The sequence below is a fragment of the Vibrio galatheae genome (genome assembly GCF_000967545.1).
In the GTDB taxonomy this organism is placed as follows: Bacteria; Pseudomonadota; Gammaproteobacteria; order Enterobacterales; family Vibrionaceae; genus Vibrio; species Vibrio galatheae.
In genome coordinates, this window is sequence record NZ_JXXV01000013.1 from 46,779 (window position 1) to 59,710 (window position 12,932).

A 12,932-nucleotide genomic window follows, 5' to 3' on the forward strand; every position below is an offset into this window, starting at 1 on the left:
TTGGCGTACTTCTTGCAGTTAAACATTAAAAATGTATGCAATCCTATAGGCATCTTGCCGCCGACAGTTTGACTGGCGCTGCGCAATAGAGAGTGAATCTGATATGAATATCAATTTATCGTCGGTATCTGACAGTCCCAAAGTAACCAAAATTACCAGTGAAGGTGGTGAAGTAAGCTCTGAATCACCAGAGTCCGGTGGCTTTTTCTCTAAGTTGGCCGCGTTAATCAAAGGCGAAAGTAGTCCCGAGACGAAAGTTGAAGAAGCCAAAGTGTCAGTCGAGCCTGAGGGTGAAGATGTTAGCGTCGAAGGTGATACTGAAGTCAAGAGCAGCAAGGCCTCAGAAACAGAAAATCAAAGTACCGATGAACTTTTGTCAACCAGCACAGGTGATGACGAATCAGTAAAGGCGACAAAAAGCACAGCCGAGAGCGACGTTGCTAACATCGCGAAATCGGCATCAGATACTGATGATCAACAATCGGCTGAGAAAATTGTTGCGGATAATGATGAAGTCTTGCAGCGACTAGACCATGCCAATAAAGTTCTGCAACCGAAAGACGGCAAACCGTTGCCACAAGATAACAAGGTTCAAGCTGTTGATGCCTCTGATCAAGATCTTGTTGTGACGCAAAAAGGCGGGGTTAAGTCCGAGCAACAACATCATCAATCAGCTAAAGTGCTGGAAAGTACGGCTGATGATGGTGAAAAACCAAGCGGACAGAAAGTGGTGGTGTCATCAGCAGAGGGTGAAGAGGTCGTAATCCCAGCCTCCGCTAAGCGTTTTGTCGACCAGCAATCGATCAAGCATTCTGAAGTTCAACCTGCGCAAGAAAAACTATCCAACCCTGCTCGTTTAGTCGCGGCTAAGCAGCATAAGGGTAGTGATAGCCACAATGATATGCTAGAAGAGCCGATACAAGTACAGAGCGCCCCTACAAGTGTGGAGTCTGAGTTACCTCAAGCTGTACATGAAGAGGTAGTCGAGGTTGGCGCAGCAGCGGTAGTCGCCGCTGGGGGAGTGCTCGGCGCAAGTGCAGTGACGACAGCAAGCGCAACCGAAGCCTTGGATTCTGCAGCCGAACCAGTTTCAGTCAGTAGCCAAACGCTGAGCAGTGACAGTGTTGAAGGTGAAGCGGAACTTGACGCTAACTCGCCGCAGGTTACGGTTTCAGCGGCAGCCATCCCATGGACAACGCAGTTAGAAGGACAGGCAAAAGATGAGGTTGCGATTAAAGCAGATACATCCGCTAAAGCGCAGCATACGCCAATCGCTCAGTCTGTTCATCAAGCGGTGGTGAATCAACAATCATCGGCTCAATTAGTGCAATCTGCTGGGCAGCAAGCGATCATGCCAACTATGCCGACAGATTTAGCCGCAGCGCAGATGCAGCAAGCTGTTGTTGCGCCTAACGCAGCTGTAGCTCAGGAACAAGCTTTGATGAAAGCTGTCATGGGCGCTAAAGCGGCAGGTACGCTCGGACAAGTTGGGTCTAACAAAGAGAGTGCGCAGCAAGGGAGCGAGACAGGCTCCGGATTTGCTCAGCAATTGGCACAAGCGTCTGGACAGCAAGGCCCGGGGGCGTTGGCTCAAGTGAGAGCCGAGCAGGCAGCGCAAGCCCCATTGCAGCTCAGTAGAGAGTTAGCAAGTGATCAGGTGGCTGAACGAGTGCAAATGATGATGTCGAAGAATCTGAAAAATATTGATATCCGCCTCGACCCACCAGAACTCGGTAGAATGCAAATCCGTATGCACATGAATGGTGACGCTGCGACGGTACACTTTACGGTTGCTAACCAACAGGCACGTGATGTGATAGAACAATCAATGCCTAGACTGCGTGAAATGCTTGCTCAGCAAGGGGTTCAACTTGGCGACAGCTCAGTTCAGCAACAAGCAGCGGGTCAGCAGCAAAGACGTTACGCAGATAGTGGTCAGGGCAATAATGGTCAAGGTAACAGCAGTCAGGGCTTCTCAGGTGAAGAAAACCTTGAACCAGACATCAATCTTGATTTGAATGTAGCGACAAAGCGTGATGGAATTAGTTATTACGCTTAAACTGTTAATAATAAAAGAATAGAGAACGTTACGTTATGGCAGACGAAGAACTGGAAACGGAAGCTCCCAAAGGAAAAAGTAAGTTACTGATCATCATAATTGCCGTCGTGGTGTTATTGGCTGGTGGTGGAGGCGCGGCGTTCTTCCTGATGGGATCGGATGATGCGGCTGAGGAGCAGCAAGCGATCACACAAGACGCAGCGGCACCTGTCGATCCAGTAGCCTATGTAAATATCCCCCAACCATTTTTGTTTAATGTCACAGGCGATAAGAAAGATCGCTTAGTGCAGATTAAAGTACAACTGATGGTTCGTGGCAGTGAAAATGAAAATCTAGCTCGCTATCATTCACCTCTGATTGAAAGTACATTATTGAGCACGTTTGCCTCTGCGACGGTTGATCAGTTGAGAACGGTCAACGGTCGTGTTGAGTTACGAGATAAGGCGACCGACGATATCAAAGCCAGCTTAAATCGAGCAGTCGGGCAGCCGGTGATTGAACGTGTGCTATTTACTGACTTTGTAATGCAATAGGTGACGTGTGACTGATCTATTAAGCCAAGACGAAATTGATGCGCTGTTACATGGTGTAGATGATGTTGATGAGGCCGATGATGATGAAGTGGTGGCGGATGCCAGTGCGGTAGACTTTGACTTTTCATCACAAGACCGCATTGTCCGCGGTCGAATGCCAACTCTGGAGCTGATTAACGAGCGTTTTGCCCGCCACATGCGCATTAGCTTGTTCAACATGCTGCGTAAAACAGCAGAAGTTTCGATCAATGGCGTACAAATGATGAAATTTGGTGAATACCAAAACACCTTGTACGTTCCAACCAGTTTGAACATGGTGCGTTTCAGACCGTTAAAAGGTACAGCCCTTATCACCATGGAAGCACGTTTGGTCTTCATTTTGGTAGAAAACTTCTTTGGTGGTGATGGACGCTTCCATGCCCGTATCGAAGGTCGTGAATTTACGCCAACCGAACGTCGAATCGTCCAGCTATTGTTAAAGATTGTATTTGAAGATTACAAAGAAGCTTGGTCGCCAGTGATGGGGGTTGAATTTGAGTATCTTGACTCCGAAGTAAACCCAAGTATGGCAAACATTGTAAGCCCGACGGAAGTGATCGTCGTGAGCTCGTTCCATATCGAAGTTGATGGTGGTGGTGGTGACTTCCACGTTGTCATGCCGTACTCCATGGTTGAGCCGATTCGCGAGCTATTGGATGCCGGTGTACAATCCGACAAAATGGAAACAGACGTTCGTTGGAGTACCGCACTGCGTGAAGAGATCATGGATGTGCCGGTCAACTTCCGTGTCGATCTACTCGAGCAAGATATCTCGCTACGTGACTTAATGGAGCTCCAGCCAGGAGATATCATTCCGATTGAGATGCCAGAACATGCAGTGATGTTTGTCGAAGAATTACCTACTTATCGTGTGAAGATGGGGCGTTCAGGAGACAAAATTGCGGTTCAGGTTTCACAAGAAATCAAACGACCTGATGTGGTCAAAACGGATATCGCTTTCTTAGGTAAAGACGTCATTTCTGAGCTAGAAGAAGACGAAGGCGAAATCGAAGATTAAGAGAATAATAGGTAACGTATATGGAACCAAGTGACGACCAAAAACTGGCGGACGAATGGGCCGCGGCATTAGGTGAAGACCCGAGCGCGCCTGAGATTGACGTCGATGAAGTGATGAATGCTCAGCTTGATGAACTGAAAGATACATCATCACCGATTTCTGACGATGAACGTCGTAAGCTTGATACCATCTTAGATATTCCAGTCACTATCTCTATGGAAGTCGGCCGTTCACAAATCAGCATTCGTAACCTGTTGCAGCTCAACCAAGGTTCGGTCGTTGAGCTAGAGCGTTTGGCCGGTGAGTCATTAGATGTGTTGGTTAATGGCACCTTAATCGCCCACGGAGAAGTGGTAGTGGTCAACGATAAGTTTGGTATTCGTCTAACCGACGTGATCAGCCAAACTGAGCGCATCAAGAAACTGCGATAGCTTAAGGATAAGTATGTCTTTTAAGGTTAAGGAGTACTTACTTTACTCGCTTATACTGCTTTCTCCTTCTGCTATGGCGGGTGTTTCATCGCCAAGCAACCAGCTTGATTGGGCGACCACATTTGGGTCGCTCTTATTCGTTATAGTCTTCATTTTGCTTTTAGCATGGTTACTAAAACGAATGCGCGTCCCGTCTTTGGTAAATCAAAAAGGTTTGAGTGTAATCCGTCAAATCGCGGTTGGCCATAAAGAGCGAATCGTGATTGTTCAAGCCGGTGAAGAACAATTTTTAGTCGGCGTAACAGCACAATCGATTCAACTGATATCGAAGCTGGATAAACCTTTGTCTCAGGAGGAGATGGCTGCGAGTCCGTTTTCAAATCAACTGACTCAGCTGTTAAAAATGCATGATAAAAGCCAATAATCTAACACGGCTGGTACTGGCATTGGTACTTATGTGCTTGGCACCTTTGTCCTTTGCGCAGCAAGAAATTGAAACGCCTGTGCCTGCCAACATCGCACCGTCAGACTCAGTCACAGTAACGGCGATGGAACAAGAGCAAGGCGCATCGAGAACCATCGCGGCAGGCAGTGTTGCGGGTGGAGGCGGAATCCCAGCCTTCACTATGACAACTAACCCCGATGGTAGTGAAGATTACTCAATAAACCTGCAGATATTGGCCTTAATGACCATGCTCGGCTTTTTGCCAGCGATGGTTATTTTGATGACATCTTTTACCCGTATTGTGGTGGTGATGTCGATCTTAAGACAAGCTATGGGCTTGCAACAAACGCCATCAAACCAAGTCATTATTGGCATCGCGATTTTTCTTACCTTCTTCATCATGTCACCTGTACTAAGCAAAATTAATGACGATGCTATTCAGCCTTACATTAATGAGCAGATTTCAGCGCGTCAGGCGTTTGATGTAGCGCAAGTGCCAATGAAAGACTTTATGCTCAAGCAAACACGAGTCAAAGACTTAGAAACCTTTGTCAATATTTCAGGCTCAACAGCAACCGCACCTGAAGATGTTTCGATGGCAGTGTTAATTCCAGCCTTTATCACTTCAGAGCTGAAAACCGCTTTCCAGATTGGATTCATGCTGTTTTTACCTTTCTTAATTATTGACTTGGTGGTGGCCTCGGTGTTGATGGCGATGGGTATGATGATGCTCTCGCCAATGATCGTTTCTTTGCCATTCAAGCTGATGCTATTTGTCTTGGTTGATGGTTGGAATCTGATTTTGTCTACCTTGGCCGGCAGTTTCGCTTTGTGATGGGAGAAAAACGATGACTCCTGAAATGTTTGTTGAGCTTTTTCGCGATGCACTGTGGATGGTACTTATCATGGTGTGCGCGATCATTATACCTAGCTTAATGATTGGTTTAGTGGTTGCCATTTTCCAGGCAGCGACGTCGATTAACGAACAGACACTCAGTTTCTTACCCCGTCTGATTGTGACCTTACTGACCTTAATGATGTTTGCGCATTGGATGACGCAGATGCTAATGGAGTTTTTCTTTAGCATGATCGAGCGGCTTCCTCAGGTACTCTACTAGGTCTCGCCATGGAGTATCCAACCAGCATTGTTTTAGATTGGATTGCTAACTACTTTTGGCCGTACACGCGAATTGCGGCCATGCTGATGGTGATGTCGGTAACAGGGGCTCGCTTTGTCTCAACCCGAGTGCGTTTATATCTGGGCTTGGCGATAACCTTTGCGGTGATGCCGGTAATTCCTGCTGTTCCGGACAATATTGAACTGCTCTCATTTGCCGGATTCATGACGCTGCTTGAACAAATTATTATTGGTGTCGCTATGGGTACGGTGACGCAATTTATGATTCAAACTTTCGTTATCTTAGGTCAAATCTTAGGTATGCAGTCGAGTTTAGGTTTTGCGTCTATGGTCGACCCGGCAAACGGGCAAAATACTCCTTTGCTCGGTCAGCTGTTTATGTTTTTGGCGACGATGTTTTTTTTGGCGACCGATGGTCACTTAAAAATGATCATGCTGGTGGTCATGAGCTTCAAATCATTGCCAATTGGAACTGGTTCACTGACCAGTGTCGATTTCAGGGAGTTGGCGCTTTGGCTCGGCATTATGTTTAAAGTCGCGCTGAGTATGTCACTGTCTGGCATTATTGCGCTGCTGACGATTAACCTTTCTTTTGGTGTGATGACACGTGCCGCTCCACAGTTGAACATTTTCTCTTTGGGTTTTGCGTTTGCCTTGATGGTCGGCTTGCTTCTATGTTGGTACATCATTGCTGGGTTGTACAATCACTATGAACTATTCTGGTTACAGGGCGAGCAGCAAGTTTGCCAGTTCATTAGGCTAGATTGTTAGGAGGCGCAATGGCAGAGTCAGACGGTCAAGAACGCACAGAAGACGCCACGCCCAGACGCTTGCAACAAGCGCGTGAAAAAGGGCAGGTTGCAAGGTCAAAAGAGTTAGCGTCTGTGTCAGTGTTGGTAGTAGGTTCCATTGCCCTAATGTGGTTTGGTGAAAGCCTCGCAAGCGCTCTGTTCAAAGCAATGGGGAGGCTGTTCAATCTTTCTCGTGATGAAATTTTCGATCAAGTTAAGCTGTTTGATATTGCTTTGGGCTCGCTAGGCAGCTTACTACTACCGTTACTGCTTATTCTCGTTACCTTGTTTATTGCGGCGCTTGCTGGGGCGGCTGGGGTTGGTGGCGTTAACTTTTCAGCTCAGGCGGCGATGCCTAAATGGTCAAAGATGAACCCTTTGAGTGGCCTAAAGCGCATGGTGGGCCTTCAGAGCTGGGTTGAGCTGGTTAAGTCGATCTTAAAAGTCGCGCTGGTATCTGGAATGGCGTTTTATCTGATCAATGCCGCCAAAGAAGATTTGTTCCAGTTGAGCATGGATGTCTATCCGCAGAACATTTTCCATGCGCTCGATATCTTACTGAATTTTGTCTTGTTGATTAGTTGTACCTTGCTGATCGTTGTCGCAATAGATATACCCTTTCAAATCTGGCAGCACGCGAATCAACTCAAAATGACCAAGCAAGAGGTCAAAGACGAATACAAAGAGACCGAAGGTAAACCTGAAGTCAAAGGTCGTATCCGTATGTTGCAACGGGAAGCCGCTCAGCGCCGCATGATGGCTGAAGTTCCCCAAGCTGATGTGATTGTAACCAACCCTGAGCACTTTTCTGTCGCTTTACGGTATAAGCAAGACACTGACCGAGCGCCAATTGTGGTAGCAAAAGGGACGGATCATATGGCACTGAAAATCCGCGAAGTTGCGCGAGAACACGATATTTATGTTGTCCCGGCACCGCCATTAGCACGGGCTCTTTATCACTCGACGGAGCTGGAACAAGAGATACCAGACGGTCTGTTTACCGCTGTGGCACAAATCCTCGCTTATGTTTTTCAGCTTAAGCAGTACCGTAAGCGTGGTGGTCAAAGACCAAACCTTAAAACCTCTGAGCTACCAATACCGCCGGAATATCGCAAATAGCTTACTTGTCGGGAATGGAAAGCAAAACTAATAACGCTCCGTCACCGCCAAACTCCAACGGTGCTTGGTGGAATGCCATTACGTCAGGGTGCTGCGCCAGCCATAGAGGTGCCTTTTGCTTAAGGATATGTTTACCAATGCCGTGTTGAACGCAGGCACAGGAAATCTCATTTTTAATGCAGTAGGCGATCATCGCGCCAAGTTCACGTTTGGCCTCTTTTTGCGTCATGCCGTGCATATCTAAGAATACATCGGGGACGTACACACCGCGGCGCAGTCGTTTTACTTCATATTGAGACACATCGTCGCGGGCATAGCGGGTTGGGCCTTCTTCGTTGAGCAGCGGCACAAACTCATCGGAAAAATAGAACTCGGTATCGCTAGCTTCACGAGCAGTACGAGTAATTTCTTTTTGCTTAGTATTTTTTTTTGGTTGCTGGACTATGGTATCCTGTGACAACTTTTTTACGCCTTGTACTGCATCCCTAAATAGGGCGAAGTCATCATTCATATCGGTGTCTTTTTTGCTCATGGGACTAGCTAGTAAATATATATAAATGCAATTGGCAGTATTGTAGCGCTTTTCGGAGGCAATTTTGGATAAGATTTTTGTAGAAGAAGCGGTTTCAGAACTTCACACGCTTCAAGATATGATGCGTTGGACAGTGAGCCGTTTCAATGCCGCTAACCTATTTTATGGTCATGGCACTGATAACGCGTGGGATGAAGCAGTGCAGCTCATCTTACCAACGCTGTACTTACCCATTGATGTGCCTCCTCATGTGTTGAATTCACGTTTAACCACCAGCGAGCGTATGCGTATTGTCGAACGTGTGGTTAAGCGTATTAACGAACGCACTCCAACGGCTTACCTGACCAATCGCGCTTGGTTCTGCGGTTTAGAGTTTTATGTTGATGAGCGTGTACTCGTACCACGCTCGCCGATTGGTGAGCTGATTCAAGCTGAGTTCCAACCTTGGTTAGTCGAAGAACCAACACGTATTATGGACTTGTGTACTGGCAGTGGTTGTATTGCGATTGCTTGTGCGCACGCCTTTCCACATGCTGAAGTAGATGCGATTGATATTTCAACAGATGCATTGCAAGTTGCCGAACAGAATGTTCAAGATCATGGCATGGAGCAGCAAGTGTTCCCAATCCGCTCAGATCTCTTCCGTGACTTACCAAAAGAGCAGTACGATCTGATTGTTTCGAACCCGCCATACGTTGACCAAGAGGATATGAACAGCTTACCTCAGGAGTTTACTCATGAGCCTGAGCTTGGCTTAGCGGCAGGTACTGATGGATTGAAGTTGGTTCGCCGTATTTTAGCCAACGCACCAGATTATCTAACCGAGAAAGGTATTCTTATCTGTGAAGTGGGCAACTCTATGGTTCATATGATGGAGCAATATCCTCATATTCCATTTACTTGGCTAGAGTTCGAAAACGGTGGTCACGGCGTGTTTATGCTCACGCGCGAGCAGATGCTTGAGCACGCGGCTGAGTTCTCTATCTACCGAGATTAGCCAGCAACATCTCACTGAGATGACTAACGCCAAGTTAACGATAACTTGGCGTTTTTTATGCGGGTTAAAAAGCAAAATAGATCCCTTTTAGGGGTTTACATCAATCCGTAATAAAGCGACTATGAATTTACGAAGAATTGAAGTGTAAAGCTCTGTTTACGGGGCGCATAAGATTGAGGAAGTAATGGCAGGAAACAGTATCGGACAACATTTCCGTGTAACGACATTCGGAGAAAGTCACGGTATCGCACTAGGATGTATCGTTGACGGATGCCCTCCAGGGTTAGAAATTACGGAAGCGGATATTCAAGTAGACTTGGATCGCCGTCGTCCGGGCACTTCACGTTATACCACTCAACGCCGTGAACCGGATGAGGTTAAAATTCTCTCTGGTGTGTTTGAAGGCAAAACAACGGGCACGTCCATTGGCCTGTTAATTGAGAACACCGATCAGCGTTCTAAAGATTACTCAGAAATTAAAGACAAGTTCCGTCCAGGTCACGCGGATTACACTTACCACCAAAAATACGGTGTACGTGACTACCGTGGTGGTGGCCGCTCATCTGCGCGCGAAACAGCCATGCGTGTTGCCGCAGGTTCTATCGCAAAGAAATATCTCCAGCAAGAATTTGGCGTCGAGATTCGCGCTTACTTAGCGCAAATGGGTGACGTGTCGATTGATAAAGTCGATTGGGACGAAATCGAGAACAACGCTTTCTTCTGCCCTGACACGGATAAGGTAGACGCGTTTGACCAACTGATCCGTGATTTGAAAAAGCAGGGTGATTCCATTGGTGCTAAGCTCCAAGTGGTCGCGACCAATGTCCCTGTCGGCCTCGGTGAGCCTGTATTTGATCGCTTAGACGCCGATATCGCACATGCACTGATGAGTATCAATGCAGTCAAAGGAGTTGAGATTGGCGATGGCTTTGCAGTTGTAAACCAAAAAGGCAGCCAACACAGAGATGAGCTCACTCCTAGTGGCTTTGCGAGCAACCATGCTGGCGGTATCTTGGGTGGTATCTCTACTGGTCAGGACATTGTGGCAAACATTGCACTTAAGCCAACGTCGAGTATTACCGTCCCTGGTGAAACTATCACGCGCCAAGGTGAAGCAACGCAATTGATCACCAAAGGTCGCCACGATCCATGTGTTGGTATCCGCGCGGTGCCAATTGCGGAAGCGATGTTGGCAATTGTCGTACTCGACCATCTACTGCGTCATCGCGGCCAAAACCACGGTGTGACGACAGAAACACCGCAGATTTAATCTCTGCTCAGCTTAAAGACGGCCTCTTGATTGAGGCCGTTTTCGTATCGGTTAACAATTACAATAACCAAGTGTCACTCAGCTGGGCTATTTGAGTTCGACAATAAACATGCGAGAATGCCTAGCGCAGTATTCGAAGGCCATAAAACGAGCAATGAACCACCAATATCAAGACTTGATCCAGATTTTTAATCACACCTTTTTTGCTAGCTACAACACGAAGTTAGAATTGGGTGGCGACGAACCGATTTATCTGCCAGCCGATGAGAACACTCTCTATCATCGGATTATTTTTGCTCGCGGTTTTTACGCTTCGGCAATGCACGAGATCCATGCATCTCTTTAAAGGTTGACATACTAAGAAACTCATACTAGGAATAATGTACATCCTAAGGAGATTCTATAGGTGAAAGCTACCCTCAATGTTCTGTTTAAATCAACAGCGAAAGTTATCCATTTAGGTCACTTTTATAAAGGGAGGCTAATATGGGAGGTTGGGGAAGCGAACAACGAATACCGCTATTCCTACCTAGAAGACAGTGGCTATTTTCCCAAAATGCCCGTTATCCTTCAATCAAACGGTCTACCTTGGGATATCGGCAACGCCTATTTATTGGGCCAATTAGATAAGCCAAATCTCTCAAATATGAGAACACTTACTGCGAGAGCTACTCACCTGAAGTACTACTTACAGTATCTAGAGGATACTGGTCAGCATTTTCTCGATCTTCCCAAGCTTTACTATGAACGTGCACCTCAAAAGTTCAGGTTGTTCATGAGTCAAGCTTTGGACAACCACGATTTTAGTGCTGAAAGCATTAACAATGTACTTTCTACGGTTGCCCATTTCTATAAAAACATCCGCTATGATTCGTTAGTGACAGAAGCTAAATTAGAAAACCAGCCATTCACCGAGATAAGAAAGTCGATCATGACCACTAACCGAGTGGGTTTAGTTCGAAGTACTCAGGTCATTACGAATGACCTCAGAGTCAAGAGCAGTCGAAATCACAATCCTCCCATAGGAAAACTAAGTGATGGGGGGAGATTACGCCCTCTAACTGAAGAAGAACAACAGATTATTTTTGATGCTTTTCGTAAAAATTACGCCTCGGTAGAGCTTGAGTTAATGATGCGAATCGCACTCGAAACAGGAGCAAGGCAGCAAACCGTATGTACATTGAGTATTGGTTGTATCAAAAAAGCATACAGTGAATTAGAAACTACTCCGTCAATGACTAATGTTATTATAAATGGAGGTCAACGTTACAAAGCTGATACGAAAGGCAGTAGATTAAATAGGCTAATTTTTAGACGTGAGCTCATTGATGACTTGATGAATTACATCGAGTGTAAGCGTGCGGAAGACCGTAGACGCCATGACAATAGTTTTTATGGCGATACTGATGACAATTATGTGTTTTTAACTCGAAGTGGTAATCCATATTATACCGCTCAACGAGAAATTTCAGACCGTCAAGCCCCTAAAGCTGCTTGGAATATTAAAGCCCCTATGATGGTGCCCAAGAATGGTCAATCTCTTCGCAATGAACTAGGACGGTTTATTTTTCGAATCCAAAAATCCGAACCAACCTTTAAAGCATTCACTTTCCATGATCTCAGGGCGACTATGGGTATGAATATTGTAAGGTTTATGAGAGCAGAAGGATATCCGGATTCAAAAATTTTCGACCATGTTAGGCAGCGTTTGAATCACAGCAATTTTATAACGACTGAAGGGTATCTCAGCTTTGACTCTGAACTTTCCGAGTTTAATGAAATACAAGAAGCGTTTGGCGATTTGATGTGTGGTTTCGATAAGGAGTGATTCTATGACCAGTCGCCCTATAGTTGAAGTGGACCCTAAGAGCTTACCCTCAGTATATTCTCCTCAAGCAACAGTGATAAAAGGTGTCAGGTCGGACGGTATCCACTTTAAAGTCGACATTGGTAGCGTTTGTTATCTGGAACGCGAAATCGATTCAGATAGCCACATGAGTGGAAAACACTATATTTCATGCTCAGTTAACACCAAATCTTTATCCCCAGAAAGAGTGGAGTGGTTGCGAAACTATCTATATACCGTGCTTAACAAAGGTTGGCGAGATGAGACTCTTCGAACGCATCTATACAACTTGCGGTATTTCTTTAATTTCTGTGACTTTAACGGTGGTGGAAAGCCAATCACATTAGATGGATTAGTTAGTGAATATCAGCGTTATCAAGTCATACTTGACCAACGGGGTAATATGAATGGTGAATGTTCTCTAAAGCCATCGACAATTCTAACGCGACTAAATACTGTACGAAGCTTTATTCAATGGGCATTTCAGCTATCAAATTATGCAATTCTTACTTATATACCCAAGCAACGCAGCCGACAGTCTAATTCAGTCGATGAGGGTCGGGCTGTTAGTCTTCGGGATGGACAGGAGTATTTACGTGCGTGTGCTAATTACTTCAATCAATTTTCTGACGCTATCTTAGATAATAATTATCCTATTCCAATTAGTCATCCGCTTGATGAGCGAGAACACCTATATTGTAACGGTAGACTTAA

General features: G+C 45.9%; 14 protein-coding genes and 1 pseudogene. 14 read left to right on the top strand and 1 reads right to left on the bottom strand.

The genetic code is table 11. From position 1 onward, the window contains the following. Window positions 1-103 precede the first annotated feature (103 nt). Genes TW81_RS07050 through flhB form a run of 9 tightly spaced genes read left to right on the top strand, consistent with a single transcriptional unit; the run spans window position 104 to window position 7,573 of the window. On the top strand, window positions 104-2,059 hold the full coding sequence (locus TW81_RS07050) for a flagellar hook-length control protein FliK (protein ID WP_045955009.1): 1,956 nt from the start codon (window positions 104-106) through the stop codon (window positions 2,057-2,059). Between the two features lie 35 nt (window positions 2,060-2,094). Then, window positions 2,095-2,592, top strand: coding sequence for a flagellar basal body-associated protein FliL (gene fliL, locus TW81_RS07055; RefSeq protein WP_045955010.1), 498 nt, complete (start codon window positions 2,095-2,097; stop codon window positions 2,590-2,592). A gap of 7 nt (window positions 2,593-2,599) precedes the next feature. After that, window positions 2,600-3,649 (top strand): flagellar motor switch protein FliM, encoded by a 1,050-nt coding sequence (gene fliM / locus TW81_RS07060; protein WP_045955011.1) that lies wholly within the window; start codon window positions 2,600-2,602, stop codon window positions 3,647-3,649. Window positions 3,650-3,669: 20 nt separating this feature from the next. Further along, on the top strand, window positions 3,670-4,080 hold the full coding sequence (gene fliN / locus TW81_RS07065) for a flagellar motor switch protein FliN (protein ID WP_045955012.1): 411 nt from the start codon (window positions 3,670-3,672) through the stop codon (window positions 4,078-4,080). 13 nt (window positions 4,081-4,093) lie between these two features. Next, on the top strand, window positions 4,094-4,504 hold the full coding sequence (gene fliO, locus TW81_RS07070; RefSeq protein ID WP_045955013.1) for a flagellar biosynthetic protein FliO: 411 nt from the start codon (window positions 4,094-4,096) through the stop codon (window positions 4,502-4,504). A gap of 31 nt (window positions 4,505-4,535) precedes the next feature. Further along, window positions 4,536-5,360, top strand: coding sequence for a flagellar type III secretion system pore protein FliP (gene fliP / locus TW81_RS07075; RefSeq protein WP_420835058.1), 825 nt, complete (start codon window positions 4,536-4,538; stop codon window positions 5,358-5,360). A 13-nt stretch (window positions 5,361-5,373) separates the two neighbouring features. Beyond that, window positions 5,374-5,643 (top strand): flagellar biosynthesis protein FliQ, encoded by a 270-nt coding sequence (gene fliQ, locus TW81_RS07080; RefSeq protein WP_045955015.1) that lies wholly within the window; start codon window positions 5,374-5,376, stop codon window positions 5,641-5,643. 8 nt (window positions 5,644-5,651) lie between these two features. Next, complete coding sequence (gene fliR / locus TW81_RS07085; RefSeq protein ID WP_045955016.1) at window positions 5,652-6,434, top strand: flagellar biosynthetic protein FliR; 783 nt, start codon at window positions 5,652-5,654, stop codon at window positions 6,432-6,434. A gap of 8 nt (window positions 6,435-6,442) precedes the next feature. Further along, a complete protein-coding gene (flhB, locus tag TW81_RS07090; RefSeq protein ID WP_045955017.1) occupies window positions 6,443-7,573 on the top strand; it encodes a flagellar biosynthesis protein FlhB in 1,131 nt (376 codons plus the stop codon). A gap of 1 nt (window position 7,574) precedes the next feature. On the opposite strand, the gene smrB is transcribed toward flhB, so the two are convergent. Then, window positions 7,575-8,105: an endonuclease SmrB gene (smrB, locus tag TW81_RS07095; RefSeq protein ID WP_045955018.1), complete on the bottom strand. Its 531-nt coding sequence runs from the start codon at window positions 8,103-8,105 to the stop codon at window positions 7,575-7,577. Window positions 8,106-8,169: 64 nt separating this feature from the next. Here smrB and prmB point away from each other — a divergent pair, with 64 nt between their 5' ends. From prmB to TW81_RS19415, 5 genes and pseudogenes are all read left to right on the top strand, one after another. After that, entirely contained in the window at window positions 8,170-9,102 is a 933-nt protein-coding gene (gene prmB, locus TW81_RS07100) for a 50S ribosomal protein L3 N(5)-glutamine methyltransferase (protein WP_045955019.1), read from the top strand. A 184-nt stretch (window positions 9,103-9,286) separates the two neighbouring features. Next, a complete protein-coding gene (aroC, locus tag TW81_RS07105) occupies window positions 9,287-10,372 on the top strand; it encodes a chorismate synthase (RefSeq protein WP_045955020.1) in 1,086 nt (361 codons plus the stop codon). A 154-nt stretch (window positions 10,373-10,526) separates the two neighbouring features. Continuing rightward, window positions 10,527-10,703: pseudogene (locus TW81_RS07110) on the top strand (elongation factor P hydroxylase); the annotation flags it as partial. A gap of 75 nt (window positions 10,704-10,778) precedes the next feature. Continuing rightward, window positions 10,779-12,200 carry a site-specific integrase gene (locus TW81_RS07115; protein WP_045955022.1) on the top strand — a complete coding sequence of 474 codons (1,422 nt, stop codon included), beginning with the start codon at window positions 10,779-10,781 and terminating at the stop codon, window positions 12,198-12,200. 4 nt (window positions 12,201-12,204) lie between these two features. After that, the coding region (locus TW81_RS19415; RefSeq protein WP_045955023.1) for a hypothetical protein at window positions 12,205-12,932 on the top strand (728 nt) is incomplete at its 3' end.